Source organism: Brevundimonas alba, assembly GCF_011927945.1.
Taxonomy (GTDB): Bacteria; Pseudomonadota; Alphaproteobacteria; order Caulobacterales; family Caulobacteraceae; genus Brevundimonas; species Brevundimonas alba.
Genome location: NZ_JAATJM010000002.1, coordinates 1 through 18,356 on the forward strand (window position 1 = coordinate 1; position 18,356 = coordinate 18,356).

Sequence of the window (18,356 nt, forward strand, 5' to 3'; positions counted from 1 at the left end):
CTGATCACCCCGATCGCGATGGAAGAGAAGCTCCGCTTCGCCATCCGCGAAGGCGGCCGCACCGTCGGCGCCGGCGTGGTCTCCAAGATCACGGAATAGTCGGCCTCAAGCCGCGAGCCTCCGCGAGGCGAGCATAGGCCAACAAGACAGAGCGGCCCCCGGAGCGATCCGGGGGCCGTTTTGCTATGCGAGCACGGCCTGCACGGCCCGCGCCGCGGCCGCGCCGGTGCGGAAGGCGCCGCCGCAGGTCTGGATGAGGCCGCCCGCGAGGGCTTCGCCGGCGAAGAAGATGCGGTCGCCGACGGGGCGGGCGAGGGCTTCGCGGGCGGCGTAGCGGCCGGGGCTGGCGGCGGCGTAGGCACCCCGCGTCCACGGGTTGGAGGCCCAGGGGGTGAGGCCGCCCTTGACGACAGCGGAGGCGGCGCTGGAGCCGAACATCTCGACCAGGCCCTGGGTGGCGAAGTCGACGGCGGCGGCCTCGCCGGCGGCGGACAGCTCCCAGCCCAGATCGCCCCCCACGAAGCCCACCATCAGGTCCGAGGCGAAGGGGAAGCTGAGAAAATACAGGTCGCGACGTCCGCGCCGGGCCAGCAGGACATCGGTGAAGGGCTCCAGCCCGAATCGCTGGTCGCGGATCTGCAGCGGGATCTTGGCCAGCATGCCCATGGGTATGTCGGCCACGGCCTCCTGCGTCGCCGCGGGCAGGTCGGGGGTGAAGCGGATGGCGCCCGAGGCCAGCACCCCTGTGGAGGCGGTGACGATGACGGCGCGGGGGCGGATCGATCCCGCATCGGTCTCCACCACCGCGCCCGGGCCGTCCCAGCGGATGTGGCGGACCGGGGTGTTCAGCCGCACCGCGAGGCCCCGGCCGCGATGGGCGACGATGGAGCCGTAGCCCTGGGCGCAGAGGAAATTGGGCGCGAGGTCGTCGGCGTTGGCGTAGTCGAAGGTCGACAGCTCATCGAGGTCGACCGCCATGTCGAGCGCGCCGAGATAGTCGCCCGCCGCCTCGTTCACGGGCGAGGCGACATCGACGACCGTGGATGCCGCCACATCGGCCGGAGCCGCCATGATCGCCTCACTCATCGCCTCCTCGGCTTCGTTGACGAGATGGGCGGGGGTCGGCTCGGGGCCCAGCCAGACCCGCTCCAGATCGTATTCGTGGGCCTGAAGGGTGAAGCCCTCGGCCCGGGCGTAGGCGGTGTAGGGATTGTCGTCGGCCTTGTGCAGCCAGGCGCAGCCGACGTCGAAGGGCGAGCCGAAGGTGGCGGTGTCGGTGAAGGCGCGCCCGCCGATCCGGTCCATGGCTTCGAGGACGAGGACGGACAGACCTGCCGCCTGCGCGGTCAGGGCGGCGGCGATGCCGGCCGAGCCCGCGCCGACGATGACGACATCGGGTTCGGACGGACGCCTTAGCGCGCCGAGCGTCGCGACGCCGGCCAGTCCCGCCAGGGCGGCCCTTCGGGTCAGCATCATCGGCGCATCCTCCCGGTCGCGACTGTGCCACGGCCGCGCTTGCGGCGACAGGGTGGGGCTCGGGTTCGCCCGATGGGGGACGAAGGCGGTTAATCCGCAACCGCGAAGCGCGGGCGCTTGCATGCAACCCCGCGCCGGTCCCTACGTTCGGATCACGGACGTTAGGGATTCAGTAACCATGCGGCGCGCGCTTCGGACCGGACTGTTCATCGGCACCCTGATCGGGATGTCGGCCTGCGCGGCGCTGGGCCCCAATGACGGCTCCACGACCGGCCCGTACGGCGGCGTAGAGGCCGGGCGCACGCGCTGATCGCGAAAGGCATGGCGGCGGGGGCAATTCCCCCGTATCATCGGACCTGCGGACGCCGGATGTCGCGCCGCGCTGGTCCCGCCACCTCTGGATGTTAGCCTTCGCCATCGCCGTCGTACTGCTGCTCGTGGTGCTGAACGGCCTGTTCGCCATGACCGAACTCGCGGTCGTGTCCTCCCGCAAATCCAAGCTTCAGAGCCGGGCCGAACGCGGTGACCGCGGCGCCCGGGCGGCGCTGCATCTCGCCGAGGATCCGACCCATTTCCTGTCGGCCGTGCAGGTCGGCATCACCCTGATCGGCATCGCCGCGGGCGCCTATGGTCAGGCCTCGATCGCGGGCGAGCTGACCCGCATTCTGGGCGACGCCTTCCCGGCCCTGGGCCACTGGAACCAGATCATCTCGACCGGGCTGGTCATCGTCTTCATCACCTATGTGTCGGTGATCGTCGGCGAGCTGGTGCCCAAGCGGCTGGCGCTGATCTTCCCGGAATCGATCGCCTCCAAGATGGCGGCCCCGATCTCGACGGTGGCGATCGTGCTCAAGCCCTTCGTCGTGGTCCTGACAGCCTCGACCTCGGGCATTCTCAAGATCATGGGCGTCAAGGACCGCGACGGCTCCGACGTCACCCAGGAAGAAGTCGAGACCATGATCGCCGAGGGCACGGCGTCGGGTTTGATCGAGCCGGAAGAGCAGGAGATGATCGAGGAAATCCTGCGTCTCGGCGACCGGCCCATCCGGGTGGCCATGACGCCGCGCCACGAAGTGTTCTGGATCGCGCTCGACGACACGGAGGAACAACTGCGGGAGGAAATCCGCAACTGCCCCTATTCGCGCATCGTGGTGGCGCGCGAGAACGACGTCGATAATCCGCTGGGCGTGGTCCACAAGAAGGACCTGCTGGACAGCCTGCTGGACACCGGCGAACTGAACGTCGAACGGCACGTCCAGACCCCCGCCTTCATTCCCCAGTCGACTTCGGTGCTGAAGGCGCTGGAGATACTGAAGGCGTCGAAGGTGCACATGGCCTTCCTCGTCGACGAATTCGGCGCCTTCGAAGGGGTGTTCACAGCCACCGACCTGCTGGAGATGATCGCCGGCGACTTCGACGAGGGTCACGACGAGGAAGAGGCCTATATCCGCCAGCGCGAGGACGGCAGCTGGATGGTCGACGGCCAGGCCGACATCGAGGAACTGGCGGATACGCTGGGCGAGGACTTCGGCGAGGCCGAGGGATTCCACACCGTCGCCGGTCTGGTCCTGCACCAGCTGTCGCGGGTGCCTGACGAGGGCGAAATCCTGCAGCTGGGCCGTTTCGAGGTCGAGGTCATCGACATGGACGACCGCCGCATCGACAAGCTGCTGTTCCGCCAGGTGGTCAAGCCGGAAGACGAGGCCAGCGCGGTCGCCGCACACCACGACGATTGACGGTTCCGCCCTTGAAAACCCCGGCGGCGTCGGGCATACGCCCCGGTCTGGCGATCACATCCGCTCCTCGGAGCGTGCTGTCGTTTGCTCCAGGAGTTTAGCTCAGCTGGTAGAGCACCGGTCTCCAAAACCGGGGGTCGTGGGTTCGAGTCCCCCAACTCCTGCCATTTCCCCTGTCGCCGCCGGATGGGAGCCCCTATCTGGGGGCGGCAGGTATAATTCTTAGACGGATCCATGATGGCCAAGGCCAAGACCCCCGGGCGCCGCCCGCAGACCGCCCAGCCCGCGATCGCCGGGGCCGCCGTCGCGGCTGACGCGCCGAAGAAGCCGCGGGTCACGATCCCCCAGTTCCTCAGCCAGGTTCAGGCCGAGGGCCGCAAGATCGTCTGGCCGAGCCGCAAGGAAACCTGGATCACCTCGGTCATGGTCTTCATCATGGTCGTGATCGCCGCCGTGTTCTTCTTCGTGGTGGACACCGGCCTGGCCCTCGCCTCGCGCTTCATCCTGGCCATCGGCCAGTAAGAGACCCGCCCATGACCGACGCCGCTCCCGCCAAGCCCGCCGCCAATCCGCGCCACAAGTGGTACATCGTCCACGCCTATTCGAACTTCGAGAAGAAGGTCGCGCAGCACCTGACCGATCAGGCGCGCCAGCAGGGCCTCGAGGACTGTTTCTCGGAAATCCTGGTGCCGACCGAGGACGTCGTCGAGATCCGTCGCGGCCGCAAGGTCAACTCCGAGCGCAAATTCTTCCCCGGCTATGTGCTGGTGAAGATGGAGATGACCGACGACGCCTACCACCTGGTCAAGAACACCCCGAAGGTGACGGGCTTCCTCGGCGCCGCCGGCGGCACCAAGCCGCTGCCGGTCTCGGAGCGTGAGGTCCAGAACATCATCGGCGCCGTGGAAGAGGGCGTCGAGCGTCCGAAGCCCACGATCCGCTTCGACATCGGCGAGACCGTCAAGGTCATCGACGGCCCGTTCGCCAGCTTCGACGGTCAGGTCGAGAGCGTCGACGAGGACTCGGCGCGCCTGCGGGTCGCGGTGTCGATCTTCGGCCGCCCCACGCCGGTGGATCTGGAATACAGCCAGGTGGAGAAGGTCGCGGGCTAGGCCAGGCGTCCTCGAGTGTTTCGCGGCGGCGGCCTTCGGGCCGCCGTTTGCTTTTCGGGCCCTTATCCGCTACACGCGCGCCTCGCTCTGAGGAGCGGTGCGGGTTCGCCCGCATAAATCCGTGGGAGGCAGCCATGCCACGACCACGGCTCACCGGTCGCGATTAAGTTCGGGGCCACTGTAAGGAGAGACCAATGGCCAAGAAGATTCTCGGCTACATCAAGCTGCAGGTGCCGGCCGGCAACGCCACGCCGTCACCCCCGATCGGCCCGGCCCTGGGTCAGCGCGGCGTCAACATCATGGGCTTCGTCAAGGAGTTCAACGCGCGGACCGAGAAGGAAGTGAAGGGCACGCCTCTGCCGACGGTGATCACCGTCTATCAGGACAAGAGCTTCACCTTCGTCACCAAGACCCCGCCGGCGACCCACTACATCAAGCAGGCCGCGGGCATCACCTCGGGCTCGAAGATGACGGGCCGCGAAGTGGCCGGCAAGATCAAGCGCAGCCAGCTGCGTGAGATCGCCGAAAAGAAGATGAAGGATCTGAACGCCAACGACCTGGATGCGGCGACCAAGATCATCGAAGGCTCGGCTCGCGCCATGGGCCTCAACGTCGTGGAGGGCTAAGCACATGGCCAAGCAAACCAAGCGCTTCAAGGCTCGCACCGGCGACACCCTGGTCAACATGCCGTTCGCCGACGCCATCGCGGCGGTGAAGTCCAACGCCTCGGCCAAGTTCGACGAGTCGATCGAGATCGCCGTCAACCTGGGCGTCGATCCCCGTCACGCAGACCAGCAGGTCCGCGGCGTCGTCAACCTGCCGTCGGGCACGGGCCGTGACGTTCGCGTCGCCGTCTTCGCCAAGGACGCCAAGGCCGACGAAGCCCGCGCGGCCGGCGCCGAATACGTCGGCGCCGAGGATCTGTACGAGCAGATCAACGGCGGCATGATGGACTTCGATCGCGTCATCGCCTCGCCCGACATGATGGCCCTCGTCGGCCGTCTGGGTAAGGTGCTGGGCCCGCGCGGCCTGATGCCGAACCCGAAGGTCGGCACTGTGACGCCGAACGTCGCGCAGGCCGTCAAGGACGCCAAGGGCGGCGCCGTCGAGTTCCGCGTCGAGAAGGCGGGCATCGTCCACGCCGGCATCGGCAAGGCCTCGTTCGACCAGGCCGCCCTGGAAGCCAACGTGAAGGCCTTCGTCGACGCTCTGACGCGCGCCAAGCCGTCGGGCGCCAAGGGCACCTACGTCAAGAAGATCAGCCTGTCGTCGACGATGGGCCCGGGCTTCAAGATCGACCCGGCTTCGCTGGGCGCCTGATCCCGTCTTCCAGACACGAATGAGCGGCGGCGGAGAGCGATCTCCGCCGCCGTTTTCGTTTGCGCGCGTCCGTTTCCGGGGCGAGGGTGGGCCATCGAGGGGAAGGGCCATGCGAATATTCGCCATCATCGCCGCCGTGCTGACGGTTTCCGCCGCGCCGGTCATGGCGCAGGACGCGCCGGACGCGCCGGATCCGGCCCGTGCGGCCCAGCTCGCCCGCGCCGATCGCTATCTGGCGCTTTCGCAGGGCAGCGGCCTGACCAAGATCGTCCGGCAGCAGATTGAAGAGGGGTACGGGGAAGGCTCGATCCCCGATGACCAGCGCGTCTGGCTGACCGACAACATGGCCGCGGTCTATGAGGACGTGATGGAGCTGGTGATCGCAGAGGTCCGCGACGACGTCGCCGACCAGTTCACGGCCGCCGAGCTGGACGCCCTGATCGCCTTCTACGAGACGCCGCTCGGCCGCTCCATCATCAACAAGGAGGCCGAGCTGAGCATGGATATCCAGCAGGCGATGATGCCTCACCTGATGACGCGGATGGCGTCGGTGGGCGAGAAATTCTGCCTGCGGTTCGACTGTTCGGCGATGGGCGACGCGGCGCAGAAGGATTCGCGCTGAGCCAGACCGGCGAACCGTCCGCCTTCTGACGGGTTGACGCACCCGCGTGGACGCGGGACTGACCGGTCACGGATTCTGCGGGAGATTCGCCGATGCTGGGCTGGTTTCAGGCGCTGCTGCCCAAGGAAGACAACTTCTTCCGGCTGTTCGACGCCCATGCGGCGACCCTGATCAAGGGCGCGGAGGCGCTGCGCAAGATGCTCGAGGGCGGCGACGAGGTGCCGCGCTGGTGTCAGCGGATCGTCGATCACGAGCATGAGGCCGACGCGGTGGCGCGCGAGGTGCTGTTCGCGGTGCGGCGCAGCTTCATCACCCCGTTCGACCGCTCGGACATCCGCGGCCTGACCAACTCGCTCGACGACTCTATCGACCAGATGCAGAAGACGGCCAAGGTCATCACCCTGTACGAGATGCGCGACTTCGCCCCGCACATGCGCCAGCTGGGCGATATCGCGGTGGAGGCGGCGGCGCTGACGGTCGAGGCCGTGGGCCTGCTGCCGGAGATGCGGAAAAACCGCGCGCGGCTGAACGAGCTGACCGAGCAGATCGCGCGGCTGGAGAGCGACAGCGACGCCCTCTACGACGAGGGCATGAAGGCGCTGTATCAGGCGCACAAGGGCGGCGACGCCATGGCCTTCATGATCGGCGGCGAGATCTACGACCACCTTGAGAAGGTCGTCGACCGGTTCGAGGACGTGGCCAACCGCATCAGCGGCATCCTGGTCGAGCACCTGTAGGAGCGCGCCCCATGGACGGCGCCCTGCTGATCCTGATCTTCCTGATCGCCGTCGCCCTGCTGTTCGATTTTCTGAACGGGCTGCATGACGCCGCCAATTCGATCGCCACCATCGTGGCGACGCGGGTGCTGCCGCCGGTCTATGCGGTCGGCTGGGCGGCCTTCTTCAACTTCATCGCCTTTCTGTTCTTCGGCCTGCACGTCGCCAACACCATCGGCAAGGGGATCATCGATCCGGCGATCATCTCGGATCAGGTGATCTTCGGCGCCCTGATGGGGGCGATCAGCTGGAACGTCATCACCTGGCTGGCGGGGATACCGTCCTCGAGCTCGCATGCCCTGATCGGGGGCCTGCTGGGGGCCGGCGTGGCCAAGGCGGGGACCGGGGCGATCGTTGTCGCCGGGGTGACCAAGACGGTCAGCGCCATCTTCCTGTCGCCGGCCGTGGGCTTCGGCCTCGCGCTGGTGCTGGTGCTGATCGTGTCCTGGGCCTTCGTGAAGGTGAACCCGGCGACGGCGGACCGGGCGTTCCGACGGATGCAATTCATCTCGGCCTCGGCCTATTCGCTCGGGCATGGCGGCAATGATGCGCAGAAGACGATGGGCATCATCGCCGTGCTGCTGTTCTCGCGCGGGATGACCGGCGGCGAGTTCCACGTGCCGTTCTGGGTGGTGATCAGCTGTCAGGCGGCCATCGCCATGGGCACGCTGTTCGGCGGCTGGCGCATCGTCCACACCATGGGCTCGCGGATCACGCGGCTGAGCCCGCAGCAGGGCTTCTGCGCCGAGACGGGCGGGGCGATCACCCTGTTCCTGGCGACCGGACTGGGCGTTCCCGTTTCGACGACCCACACCATCACCGGAGCCATCGTCGGCGTCGGCGCGGCCCGGCGGGCCTCGGCCGTGCGCTGGGGCGTGGCGCGCAGCATCGTCACGGCCTGGTTCATCACCATGCCCGCGGCGGCGGCCATCGGGGCGCTGTTCTACTGGATCGGCGGAGCCTTCCTGACCTGATGGCCAAGGACCCCACCCGCACCGAACAGGCTGAGCGGCGTCAGGTCGCGGCCCTGCCTTGGCGGCACGGAGCCGGTGGTGTGGAGATCCTGCTGGTGACCTCGCGGGAGACGCGCCGCTGGGTCACGCCCAAGGGCGGGCGGATGTCGGGCAAGACGGACGCGGAAGCGGCGGCGCAGGAGGCGCTGGAGGAGGCGGGAATCGAGGGCGTGGTCAGCGACAAGCCGATCGGGACATTCCGCTATCTCAAGGTGCTGAAGCGCCGGGCGTCGCGCTGGTGCGTGGTGTCGTTGTACGGGCTGGAGGTCACCGCCGAGCACGGGGACTGGCAGGAGCGGGACGAGCGCGAGCGGGTCTGGGTGTCGCGCGAGGAGGCGGCCAGCCGAGTGGACGAGCCGGATCTCAAGGCGCTGATCGCGTCGTTCGATCCCTGAAGATCAGGCCCGTCTCGCGGCGGCCATGAAGCAGCCGCGGCGGGCGGTGTGCAGGTGGATGCATTCCACGGCGGGATCGGCGAACCATAGGTCCAGACGCGCCGCCAGATCGCGGCCCTCGACCACGTCAGCGTCGGTCATCATCCAGTCTGCGTCATAGGCCCGGACGGACAGCAGGCGTCGGCCCAGCATATCCGGGATGTCGCCCGGCTGGAGCGCCGCTTCCACCGCCGCTTCACGGACAAAGATCGGGCCTTCCGCACGATAGGGGCTCCCGGCCGCATCGCGGTGCCGGTGGTTGAGCAGGATCAGGCGCTCGCCCGGCTCGGCGTCGGCCAGGCTGATGCGGCAGGGGGCGGCGTGCGGCGCGTCGGCGATCATCCCGCGCGCGCCCAAGGCGGCGAGCGCCGCGTCCTCCAGATCGAACAACGGCTGGAAGGGCGAAAGCGGCAGGCCGTGGATGCGGAAGGTCATGCGAAGTCTCCTTGCCGGCCGGTGTGACAGGCGGGCCGTTGGTGGTCTGGCGGCTTTCGGCCGTTGCGCCGGGAGGCTCGCGTCCCCACAACGGAGGCATGAACGCACCCTTCAAGACCCCCGCCGATCCCGCCGAAGCTCCGCTCTGGGACCTCACCGACCTCTATGCCTCGCCGAAGGACCCGAGGGTCGAGGCTGACCTGGACAGGGCGCGCGCGCTGGTGAGCGAGCTGAACGGGCTGCACGGCAGGCTGGTGGAGGCGCGAGGGGACGCGACCGTGCTGGGCGAGCGGCTGGACCGGGTCGTGACGCTGTACGAACAGGCGTCGGACCTGCTGGGTGCGCTGGGCGCCTACGCCTTCCTCGCCGCCTCGACCGATCGCAACGACGCCGCGGCGCAGGGCTTCGAGGGCACGGTTCGCGAGAGGATCACCGCCATCGCCACACCGACCGTCTGGGTCACTCTGGAGATCAATCAGCTTGGGGAGGCGGAAATCGAGGCGGCTCTGTCCGCATCGCCCGCCGCCGCGCAGTGGCGGCCGTGGCTGCGGCGGGTCCGGTCGATGAAGCCGCATGAACTTAGCCAGGAGCTGGAGACCTTCCTGGCCGAGAGGGGACCGATCAGCGCCCAGTGGCCGCGTCTGTTCGACGAGACCCTGGCGGCGATGAAGGTCAAGGCCGGCAAGGACGAGCTGACCCTGTCCGAAGCGCTGAACCGGCTGTCGGACCCCAAGGGAGCGCGGCGCAAGGCGGCGGCCGAGGGGCTGAACGAGGCGCTGGGCGCGCGGTCGCAGACCATGGCGCTGGTGCTGAACACCGTGGCGGCGGACAAGGCGCTGGAGGACAAATGGCGCGGCTTCAAACGGCCCGCCGACAGCCGCCACCTGGCCAATGAGGTTGATGGCGAGGCGGTCGACGCCATGGCGGAGGCGGTGGCGGCGGCCTATCCGCGCCTGTCGCACCGCTACTACGCCCTGAAAGCGCGGGCCTTGGGCAAGGCGAAGCTGGATCAGTGGGACCGCAATGCGCCGCTCGAGACCAGCGCGCCGCGTGGCTACGACTGGGCGCAGGGCCGGGAGCTCGTGCTGGAGAGCTTCTCCGATCTCGGGGGCGAGTTCGCGGACCGGGCTCGGGGCTTCTTCGAGCGGCCATGGATCGACGGCCGGGCGCGGCCGGGGAAACAGTCGGGGGCCTATGCCCACCCGGTGACCTCGGACCGTCACCCCTATGTGTTCCTGAACTGGATGGGCGAGCGGCGCGATGTGCTGACGCTGGCGCACGAGCTGGGCCATGGCGTGCACCAGACGCTCGCGGCGGGGCAGGGGAGCCTGCTGGCCGACACGCCGCTGACGCTGGCGGAGACGGCCTCGATCTTCGCCGAAGGGCTGACGTTCGACCGGCTGCTGAAGACGGCGCCCAAGGCCGAGCAGCGGGGGCTGCTGGCCGGCCGGATCGAGGACGGGCTGAACACGGTCGTGCGCCAGATCGCCTTCCATCGGTTCGAGACCCGCTTCCACGACGAGCGGGCGGCGGGCGAACTGCCGGTCGAGCGGATCGGCGAGCTGTGGCTGGAGGAGATGGGCGGTTCGCTGGGCCCGGCGGTGACGCTGAACGCCGGCTACGAACACTGGTGGAGCTATGTCAGCCACTTCGTCCACTCGCCGTTTTACGTCTACGCCTACGCCTTCGGCGACCTGCTGGTGGCGGCGTTGATGGAGACGCGGGCGAAGGACCCGGGGGGCTTCACCCCGCTGTATCGCGAGCTGCTCGCGGGCGGCGGGTCGAAGGGCTACGTCGAGGCCTTGGCGCCGTTCGGGCTGAACCCGCGCGATCCGGCCTTCTGGACCATCGGCACGAAGCGGCTGGAAGGGCTTATCGACCAGTTCGAGGCGCTGGTCTGAGTTGACGGGGCGGCGAGGTCGGGCGACCGTCCGGGCATGCGCTTCCTGATCCTGGCGGCTGTCGCCGCCCTTGCCGGTCCGTCCTTCTCCCAAGCCCAGACTCCGGCGCAGACGCCAACGCCCGCTACGCGCGCCATGGCGGCGGGCTACAAGGCGCTGATGGTGTGCGGGGCGCTGAAGAACGCCGAAGATGCGGGCGGATCAAGGACGGTCGAAAGCGTCGAGGCCAACGAACTGGTCGGCATCTATCCCGAGCTCGATGCACTGGTGCGCGAGATGCCGGTGGAGGTCGGGGAGCGGACCGTGTCGGTCGCCTGGGATCCCGCCATGGCGCCCCGGGTCGCCGTGTGGAGCCCGGATCGGGGCTGCGCGATCATGCCGGTCGGCTGGTCGGGGCAGGCGGAGACCGTTGCGTCGCCCCGTCCGCCAGCCAATCGGGATATTCCCCTCGCCGAGCCGCCGAGCATCGACTCGCCGTTGCAGGACGCCATCGAGAGAGCTTTCGGCGGCGGGTACGGCGAGCGCGCCAACACGACGGCGATCGTGGTCCTGAAGGACGACCGGCTCATTGGCGAGTGGTACGCCCAAGGCTTCGGAGTCGACACGCCCCAGCGGACCTGGTCGGTGGCCAAGAGTTTGGCGGGAACGGTTATCGGCGCGGCGGTCCAACGGGGCGAGGTGGACGTCAACGCCCCGGCCGCTATCGCCGACTGGAGCCGTCCGGGCGATCCGCGCGCAGCCATCACCCTCGGTCAGCTGATGCGGATGTCGTCCGGCCTGACCAGCGACTTCGCCGGCAACCGCACCGACGCGATCTATTTCGGCGGCGTCGGCGTGGACGAGCAGGTCACGACCTGGCCGCTGGTCGCCGCGCCGGGGTCGCGGTTCCGTTACGCCAATAACGACATCCTGCTGGCGATCCTGAGCGTCGCGCCGACCTTCGCGGAACACCCGCCGGCCGAGCTGTTCCACTGGCTGGGCATGTATGACACCTGGGCCGAGACGGACTGGCGCGGGAACTATGTGCTGTCCAGCCAGGTGTGGTCGACGGCGCGGGACCTCGCCCGGTTCGGGCAGCTGTATCTGCATGACGGCGTGGTGGACGGTGAGCGCGTCCTGCCCGAGGGCTGGCGCGACTATGTCTCACGCGCGTCGGGCCCCCAGCCGAACGGCGAGCAGGGCTATGGCGCGACCTTCTGGCTGTTCGACAAGTCCGAGGGCATTCCCGCCGACGCCATCTCGGCCAACGGCAACCGGGGCCAGTATGTGATCATCGTGCCCAGCCGGAACATCGTCATCGTGCGGCGCGGCGAGGACCCGGCCAACGCGCGGTTCGACCATATCGCCTTCACCCGCGACGTGCTGGCGGCGCTCGATTAAGCCGCCGGTGCGAATTGTCGCCGCCCGCTTGAGCGCGCGGCGCGCGCCGCTATAAGAGCGCCCAACGCCTCATCCAGATTCCGGACCCGATCATGGCCGACCCGCACCACGCCTCCGACGCCCACGACGACTACGTGCGCGGCTCGCAGCACATCGATGAACAGGCCTCGACGTTCGAGCTGTTCATCAATCTGGCCAAGTGGGGCTCGCTGTTCATCGCCTGCATCCTGACCTTCCTGGTGCTGTGGTTCCAGCCGGGCGGCAGCTTCATCGCCGGCGCCATCGCGGCCTTCGTGCTGCTGGTCGCGGGCGTGTTGTTCCTGCGGTCGGGCAAGAAGGCCCACTGACCCCAGCATCCGCCCTGCGGAAACCGGCCCAGTCTTTTTGACGCGCCGTCCCCGATCAGCCTAACGTTCCTGCGTCGAGAGATGACGGAGGGATTCGCTTGGTTGTCGCCATCGCCGTGACCCGCGAACGCCGTGATGGCGAGACGCGCTGCGCCGCCACTCCGGAAACGGTGAAGAAGCTGATCGCCCTCGGCGCGACCGTGACGGTCGAGGCCGGCACGGGGAGCGGCTCGTCCATTCCCGACGCGGACTATGCGGCCGCCGGGGCGGTGGTGAAGCCGGACATCCGGACCGTGCTGGCGGGGGCGGACATCCTGCTGAAGGTGCGTGGGCCGACGGCGCAGGAGACCAGCGCCCTGAAGCCCGGGGCGGTCGTCGTCGCCATGCTGGACGCCTACCGTGACAAGGAAACGGTGACGGCGTTGGCGGGGGCCGGCGTTACCGCCTTCGCCATGGAGTTCGTGCCGCGGATCACCCGGGCGCAGGTCATGGACGCCCTGTCCTCGCAGGCCAACCTCGCCGGCTACCGGGCCGTGATCGAGGCGGCCTACGCCTTCGGCAAGGGCTTCCCGATGATGATGACGGCGGCGGGCACGGTCGCCCCGGCCAAGGTCTTCGTCATGGGCGCGGGCGTCGCCGGGCTGCAGGCCGTCGCCACGGCGCGGCGGCTGGGCGCGGTGGTCACCGCCACCGACGTCCGGCCCGCTTCCAAGGAACAGGTCGAGAGCCTCGGGGCCAAATTCGTGGCCGTGGAGGATGAGGAGTTCAAGGCCGCCGAGACCGCCGCCGGCTACGCCAAGCCGATGTCGGCCGAGTATCAGGCCAAGCAGGCCGAGCTGACGGCCTCGCACATCGTCAAGCAGGACATTGTCATCACCACCGCCCTGATCCCCGGCCGCGCAGCGCCGCGGCTGGTCACGGCAGCGCATGTGGCCTCGATGAAGCCGGGAAGCGTGCTGATCGACCTGGCCATCGACAACGGCGGCAACGTCGAGGGGGCGAAGGCCGGCGAGGTCGTGACCACGGCCAATGGCGCGCAGATCGTCGGCTGGACCAATATGGCGGGCCGGATCGCGGCGGACGCGTCCGCGCTGTACGCGCGAAACCTGAGCGCCTTCATCGGCCTGATGGTCAAGGACGGGGCGCTGACGGTCGATCTGGAGGACGAGATCCTCAAGGCGGCGGCGGTGACCCACGGGGGGGCTGTAGTGCATGAAGGAGTGAAGGGCTGATGGAACACGTCGATCCCACCATCTTCCGACTGGCCATCTTCGTGCTGGCGATCTTCGTCGGCTACTATGTCGTCTGGTCGGTGACGCCGGCGCTGCACACGCCGCTGATGGCGGTGACCAACGCCATTTCCTCGGTGATCGTAGTCGGCGGGCTGATCGCGGCGGCGGCCCTGTCCGCGAACAGCGGCGCCGACGGCTGGATCGCCAAGGGCGCGGGCGTGGCGGCGGTGACCCTCGCCAGCGTCAACATATTCGGCGGCTTCATGGTCACGCGGCGGATGCTGGCCATGTACCGCAAGAAGGAACGACCCAAGTGATCCCCGCGCCCGACCTGTATTTCCTGTTCGCCTTTCCGGTCGTCCTGATCCTCGTGATCGGCTTTCTGGTGCTGGGCGGCAGGCTGGAAGGCGAGAAGCGGCAGCGCGTCGAGCGCGTGATCGCGGCGATCATCTATCCGCTCATCGCCCTGTTCTGGCTGTGGAAGGCCTATGACTACGGCGCGCGGGAGCAGTGGGCGCTGGGCGTGGCCATGCTGGGCGTCGGCCTGATCTTCGTCATGAACGGCATCCGCTCCGTGCATCAGGGCCGTCTGGCGCCGAGGAAGCGGGCGCGGTGACCTTCGATCTCCAGCAGTTCGCGATCGGCGTGGCGTGGGTGGTTTCCGTCGTCGGGCTCGGGCTGTGGGTGTGGAGCTGGTTTTTGGAGAAGGACGCCGTGCGGCGCATCCGCCTCCTGGACTGCGGGCTGGTGCTGATCTCGTCCGCCGTCTTGCTGCGCATCGTGGCGCAGGAAAAGTCGATGAGCATTCTGGACTGGGCGATGGCCTTCCTGGCTCCGCTGTTCATCGCCGCGGCCCTGTGGCGGCTGGCGCGGACCGCCTGTCCGCCGCCGGGGAAGTGAATGCGATGATGAGGGGGATCTGACCATATGAACGCATCGATCGCGGCCCTGGCCTATCTGGTGGCGGGCGTCCTGTTCATCCTCAGCCTGCGCGGGCTGTCGAGCCCGGAGACCAGCCGGCGGGGCAATACGCTGGGCATGGTCGGCATGGCGCTGGCGGTCGGTGTGACGCTGGCGACGCTGTGGTCAAGCGGCACGCTGGATCCGCTGACGCTGGCGCTGATCGCCGGCGGCGTGGTGGTCGGCGGCGGGGCCGGAGCCCTGATCGCGGCGCGGGTCCAGATGACCCAGATGCCGCAACTGGTGGCGGCCTTCCACTCGCTGGTGGGTATGGCGGCCTGTCTGGTGGCGGTGGGGGCGGTCTATGCGCCCGACAGCTTCGGCATCGCGACGGCGGCAGGCGGCATCAAGGTCATCTCCATCATAGAGCTGAGCCTCGGGGTGGCCATCGGGGCGGTGACCTTCACCGGCTCGGTGATCGCCTTCGCCAAGCTGAACGGAAACATGAGCGGGGCGCCGATCCTGCTGCCGGCGCGGCACCTGATCAACATCGCCCTGGCGCTGGGTCTGGTGCTGCTGATCGGGGTGATGATCGGATCGGGCGGCACGGCGGTGTGGGCCTTCTGGGGCGTATTCCTGATCGCCCTGATCCTCGGGGCGACCCTGATCATCCCTATCGGGGGAGCCGACATGCCGGTGGTGGTGTCGATGCTCAACTCCTACTCGGGGTGGGCGGCCGCGGCGCTCGGCTTCACGCTGGAGAACATCGCCCTGATCATCACCGGAGCGCTGGTCGGCAGCTCGGGGGCTATCCTGAGCTACATCATGTGCAAGGGCATGAACCGCAGCTTCGTCTCGGTCATCCTCGGCGGCTTCGGGGGCGGCGACGCGGCGGCCGGTGCGGCCGGCGCGGTCGAGACCCGCCCGGTCAAACAGGGCTCGGCCGAGGACGCGGCCTTCATCATGAAGAACGCCTCGAAGGTCATCATCGTCCCCGGCTACGGCATGGCGGTGGCACAGGCCCAGCATGCGTTGCGCGAGATGGCCGACAAGCTGAAGGAGGAGGGGGTCGAGGTGAAATACGCCATCCACCCCGTCGCCGGCCGCATGCCGGGTCACATGAACGTCCTGCTGGCCGAGGCCAATGTTCCCTATGACGAGGTGTTCGAGCTGGAGGACATCAACTCGGAGTTCTCAAGCTGCGACGTGGCCTTCGTCATCGGCGCCAACGACGTCACCAATCCCGCCGCCAAGACCGATCCGCAGAGCCCGATCTATGGCATGCCGGTGCTGGACGTGGAGAAGGCCGGGACGGTGCTGTTCATCAAGCGCGGCATGGGCTCGGGCTATGCCGGGGTCGAGAACGAGCTGTTCTTCCGCGACAACACCATGATGCTGTTCGCCGACGCCAAGAAGATGGTCGAGGGGATCGTGAAGGGGCTGTGAGCCTTCAGGAGAGCTAGACATGGCCGCCGAGCCCAAGACGAAGCCCACCGACGTTCCCGTCGCGGACTTCATCGCCGCCGTCGATAATCCCAAGCGCCGCGCGGACGCCGAGGCGGTGCGGGCCATGCTGACCGAGGTTACCGGCGAACAGCCAGTCATGTGGGGGCCGTCGATCGTCGGCTACGGCAGCTACAAGGGTCCGACGGGCGACTGGCCGATCATCGGCTTCTCGCCGCGCAAGGCGCAGCTGGTGCTCTACATCATGCGCGGCTTTGGCGATTTCGGAGACCAGTTGGCGCGGCTCGGTAAGCACAAGACCGGCGGCGGCTGCCTCTACATCAACAGGCTGGACGACGTCGATCTGGGCGTGCTGCGCGAGATGGCGGCGTCGTCGGTGGCGTGGATGCGGGAAAAATACCCCGCCTGAGCCTCAGCCCTTGCCGTAGGCGTCGAAGAACGGCTGGAGCTGCGCCTCGTACGTCTTCCAGGCCTCTTTCGAGGAGGCGTACATCGGCTTGCGGACCTGGGCGAAGCTGGCGGTGGTGACGGCGCGCTCGGTCTTGTGGAAGTCGCGGACGCCGTCTTCCCACTCGAGCCCCACGTGCTCGATGATGCGGCGCATCCAGGTATCCGGGTCGTCCACCAGCGCCTCGTAGGGCACGGTAAGAAGACTGTCGCCCAGCACGGCCGACCAGTGGGCGTGCAGCCGGTCCTCGCCCTTGAAATAGGCGGCGATGTCGGTGAGCGAGCGGGTCCAGTCGACGCCCTTGGCGAAGCGGGTGCGGTAGCAGGACCAGGCGATGCCGGCCGGCGCGCGGCGCAGCCAGATCAGCTTCGCCTTCGGCAGCACCTGATGGATCAGGCCGAGGTAGCGCGTCTGGTTCAGGGTCTTGTCCACGACCCGCCCCGTCTTGCCGAAGCGCTCGTCGACGAGGTGCAGATAGGCCTTGCCCATGCGGGTGGGCAGGGCGTCGGCGTCGGGACGCTCGAACGAGGCGCGGATTTCGTCGGGCGTATAACCCTTGATGGCCATTGATGCGGGGCGAAACAGATTGGCCTCCGCGCCGTCCACGACCTGCGAATGGCTGACCAGAATCTGCTCCACCAGGGTAGTGCCCGAGCGGGGCAGACCCAGGACGAAGATCGGCCGGTCGCTGTCGACTGAACTCTTCGGCAGGCTATCCATGAAGGCGCGGTCGTAGCCCTTGACCACGGCGTCCACGAAGGCGTCGGCCTGGGCGGCGTTGAAGGTGCTGTCGATCTTCTGCAGGCGCGCCGCCTCGTCGAAACAGGCGAAGGCGCGGTCGTTCTGGCCGGCGTCGTCCAGCGCCTTGCCGAGCGCATAGAGCATCACGACCCGGTTCTGCCGATGGGCTTCCGAGGTTCCGATCCGCTCCAGCATGGCCTCCATCTGCGCGATGTAGGGGTCGCCGGGCGCGAACTTCTTGATGTCCGCCAGGACGTGCCAGGCGTTCTCGGCCCCCAGCTGAACGCTGGGCAGGGCGATGATCCGGCGCAGGTTGGCGATGGCGGCGTCATGGTCGCCGAGCTGGACCTGGCAGGTGGCGAGGAAATGCAGGGCGGTGGGGTCGTTAGGCCGTTCACGCGCCAGCGCAGCGCCTTCGCGCAGGGCCTCCTGGGTGCGGCCGCTCTGGATCAGCAACTGGGCGTAGGCGAGCCGGGCCTCGGCCGTGGGCGTGGCGGCGACGTGTTTGCGCGCCGCGGCCAGCGCCAGGGTGATTTCGCCGATGGTGGCGGCGAGCCGCGACACCGACGCCCAGCGCGCGCCGAGCGGCGGATTGGCCTGCATCGCCTTGGCCAGCAGATATGCGGCGTCGTCGCGCTCGCGAGCCTGGAATGCGGCCAGCGCACCGTTGACCAGCTGCGCTCCATCGACCGTCTGCGTCGCCATGCTCATTCATCCTCCCGAGGCAGGAGGAGGGCTAGCCGTCCGGGCGGCGGCCCGCAAGTCCGGAGCCGCAGCGCCGGGTCAGGCCGCCATGCGGAAGTCTTCAGCCGGGTCGAAGGCGGGACGGGCCTCGTCCCACAGGGCGTCCTCGTCGGCGTAGCGGGCCGAGGCGCGGGCGTCGATGACGTCGATCACCTGTTCTTCGAGCCGGTCCCAGATGACGGCCAGATCGCCGCAGCCGTCCGCCTCGCACGGGACGATCAGGTAACGGGAAGCTGCGACGGCGGATTGGGGGGCGAAAGCGCGGGCCATGAGAG

24 protein-coding genes and 1 tRNA gene are annotated in these 18,356 nt (G+C 68.4%); 21 read left to right on the plus strand and 4 right to left on the minus strand.

What is annotated here, in order from left to right:
- A partial coding sequence (locus GGQ87_RS10315) for an EF-Tu C-terminal domain-related protein (protein ID WP_168047512.1) occupies positions 1–99 on the plus strand: 99 nt, incomplete at its 5' end.
- An 84-nt stretch (positions 100–183) separates the two neighbouring features.
- Here GGQ87_RS10315 and GGQ87_RS10320 read toward each other — a convergent pair.
- The gene (locus GGQ87_RS10320; protein ID WP_209282538.1) at positions 184–1,476 is read right to left on the minus strand and encodes a flavin monoamine oxidase family protein; all 1,293 of its coding nucleotides are present in this window, start codon (positions 1,474–1,476) and stop codon (positions 184–186) included.
- Between the two features lie 178 nt (positions 1,477–1,654).
- Between GGQ87_RS10320 and GGQ87_RS15585 the strand changes: the two genes are divergently transcribed.
- From GGQ87_RS15585 to GGQ87_RS10370, 11 genes are all read left to right on the plus strand, one after another.
- Complete coding sequence (locus GGQ87_RS15585) at positions 1,655–1,786, plus strand: hypothetical protein (RefSeq protein WP_280644137.1); 132 nt, start codon at positions 1,655–1,657, stop codon at positions 1,784–1,786.
- Positions 1,787–1,877: 91 nt separating this feature from the next.
- Positions 1,878–3,212, plus strand: coding sequence for a hemolysin family protein (locus GGQ87_RS10325; protein ID WP_209282539.1), 1,335 nt, complete (start codon positions 1,878–1,880; stop codon positions 3,210–3,212).
- A gap of 91 nt (positions 3,213–3,303) precedes the next feature.
- A tRNA-Trp gene (locus tag GGQ87_RS10330) sits at positions 3,304–3,379 on the plus strand.
- A gap of 70 nt (positions 3,380–3,449) precedes the next feature.
- Positions 3,450–3,734, plus strand: a complete 285-nt coding sequence (gene secE, locus GGQ87_RS10335) for a preprotein translocase subunit SecE (RefSeq protein ID WP_168047514.1) — start codon at positions 3,450–3,452, stop codon at positions 3,732–3,734.
- Between the two features lie 11 nt (positions 3,735–3,745).
- Positions 3,746–4,324, plus strand: a complete 579-nt coding sequence (nusG, locus tag GGQ87_RS10340) for a transcription termination/antitermination protein NusG (protein WP_168047516.1) — start codon at positions 3,746–3,748, stop codon at positions 4,322–4,324.
- Positions 4,325–4,518: 194 nt separating this feature from the next.
- Positions 4,519–4,950, plus strand: a complete 432-nt coding sequence (gene rplK, locus GGQ87_RS10345; protein WP_055829960.1) for a 50S ribosomal protein L11 — start codon at positions 4,519–4,521, stop codon at positions 4,948–4,950.
- A 4-nt stretch (positions 4,951–4,954) separates the two neighbouring features.
- A complete protein-coding gene (gene rplA, locus GGQ87_RS10350; protein WP_168047518.1) occupies positions 4,955–5,644 on the plus strand; it encodes a 50S ribosomal protein L1 in 690 nt (229 codons plus the stop codon).
- 109 nt (positions 5,645–5,753) lie between these two features.
- A complete protein-coding gene (locus tag GGQ87_RS10355; RefSeq protein WP_168047520.1) occupies positions 5,754–6,266 on the plus strand; it encodes a DUF2059 domain-containing protein in 513 nt (170 codons plus the stop codon).
- 92 nt (positions 6,267–6,358) lie between these two features.
- Entirely contained in the window at positions 6,359–7,003 is a 645-nt protein-coding gene (locus GGQ87_RS10360; protein WP_168047522.1) for a DUF47 domain-containing protein, read from the plus strand.
- Between the two features lie 11 nt (positions 7,004–7,014).
- Positions 7,015–8,016, plus strand: coding sequence for an inorganic phosphate transporter (locus tag GGQ87_RS10365; protein ID WP_168047524.1), 1,002 nt, complete (start codon positions 7,015–7,017; stop codon positions 8,014–8,016).
- A complete protein-coding gene (locus tag GGQ87_RS10370) occupies positions 8,016–8,450 on the plus strand; it encodes an NUDIX hydrolase (protein WP_168047526.1) in 435 nt (144 codons plus the stop codon). Before GGQ87_RS10365 ends, GGQ87_RS10370 begins: the two co-directional genes overlap by 1 nt.
- 3 nt (positions 8,451–8,453) lie before the next feature.
- Here GGQ87_RS10370 and GGQ87_RS10375 read toward each other — a convergent pair whose 3' ends face one another.
- Positions 8,454–8,924 carry a DUF1203 domain-containing protein gene (locus tag GGQ87_RS10375; protein ID WP_168047528.1) on the minus strand — a complete coding sequence of 157 codons (471 nt, stop codon included), beginning with the start codon at positions 8,922–8,924 and terminating at the stop codon, positions 8,454–8,456.
- A 98-nt stretch (positions 8,925–9,022) separates the two neighbouring features.
- Here GGQ87_RS10375 and GGQ87_RS10380 point away from each other — a divergent pair, with 98 nt between their 5' ends.
- From GGQ87_RS10380 to GGQ87_RS10420, 9 genes are all read left to right on the plus strand, one after another.
- Complete coding sequence (locus GGQ87_RS10380) at positions 9,023–10,825, plus strand: M3 family oligoendopeptidase (protein ID WP_168047530.1); 1,803 nt, start codon at positions 9,023–9,025, stop codon at positions 10,823–10,825.
- Positions 10,826–10,861: 36 nt separating this feature from the next.
- Entirely contained in the window at positions 10,862–12,205 is a 1,344-nt protein-coding gene (locus tag GGQ87_RS10385) for a serine hydrolase domain-containing protein (protein WP_168047532.1), read from the plus strand.
- Positions 12,206–12,297: 92 nt separating this feature from the next.
- Positions 12,298–12,552 (plus strand): aa3-type cytochrome c oxidase subunit IV, encoded by a 255-nt coding sequence (locus GGQ87_RS10390; RefSeq protein WP_168047534.1) that lies wholly within the window; start codon positions 12,298–12,300, stop codon positions 12,550–12,552.
- A 98-nt stretch (positions 12,553–12,650) separates the two neighbouring features.
- On the plus strand, positions 12,651–13,784 hold the full coding sequence (locus tag GGQ87_RS10395; protein WP_168047536.1) for a Re/Si-specific NAD(P)(+) transhydrogenase subunit alpha: 1,134 nt from the start codon (positions 12,651–12,653) through the stop codon (positions 13,782–13,784).
- Complete coding sequence (locus tag GGQ87_RS10400) at positions 13,784–14,101, plus strand: NAD(P) transhydrogenase subunit alpha part 2 (RefSeq protein ID WP_168047538.1); 318 nt, start codon at positions 13,784–13,786, stop codon at positions 14,099–14,101. Before GGQ87_RS10395 ends, GGQ87_RS10400 begins: the two co-directional genes overlap by 1 nt.
- A complete protein-coding gene (locus GGQ87_RS10405; RefSeq protein ID WP_168047540.1) occupies positions 14,098–14,400 on the plus strand; it encodes a hypothetical protein in 303 nt (100 codons plus the stop codon). Before GGQ87_RS10400 ends, GGQ87_RS10405 begins: the two co-directional genes overlap by 4 nt.
- Entirely contained in the window at positions 14,397–14,684 is a 288-nt protein-coding gene (locus tag GGQ87_RS10410) for a hypothetical protein (RefSeq protein WP_168047542.1), read from the plus strand. The genes GGQ87_RS10405 and GGQ87_RS10410 overlap by 4 nt, the downstream gene beginning before the upstream one ends.
- Positions 14,685–14,711: 27 nt before the next feature.
- Positions 14,712–16,130, plus strand: a complete 1,419-nt coding sequence (locus tag GGQ87_RS10415; RefSeq protein ID WP_168047544.1) for an NAD(P)(+) transhydrogenase (Re/Si-specific) subunit beta — start codon at positions 14,712–14,714, stop codon at positions 16,128–16,130.
- A gap of 19 nt (positions 16,131–16,149) precedes the next feature.
- Positions 16,150–16,557, plus strand: coding sequence for a DUF1801 domain-containing protein (locus GGQ87_RS10420; RefSeq protein WP_168047546.1), 408 nt, complete (start codon positions 16,150–16,152; stop codon positions 16,555–16,557).
- A 3-nt stretch (positions 16,558–16,560) separates the two neighbouring features.
- On the opposite strand, the gene GGQ87_RS10425 is transcribed toward GGQ87_RS10420, so the two are convergent.
- Both GGQ87_RS10425 and GGQ87_RS10430 read right to left on the minus strand, forming a co-directional pair.
- The gene (locus tag GGQ87_RS10425) at positions 16,561–18,042 is read right to left on the minus strand and encodes a sulfotransferase family protein (RefSeq protein WP_168047548.1); all 1,482 of its coding nucleotides are present in this window, start codon (positions 18,040–18,042) and stop codon (positions 16,561–16,563) included.
- Between the two features lie 78 nt (positions 18,043–18,120).
- Positions 18,121–18,351 (minus strand): hypothetical protein, encoded by a 231-nt coding sequence (locus GGQ87_RS10430; protein WP_168047550.1) that lies wholly within the window; start codon positions 18,349–18,351, stop codon positions 18,121–18,123.
- Positions 18,352–18,356 lie beyond the last annotated feature (5 nt).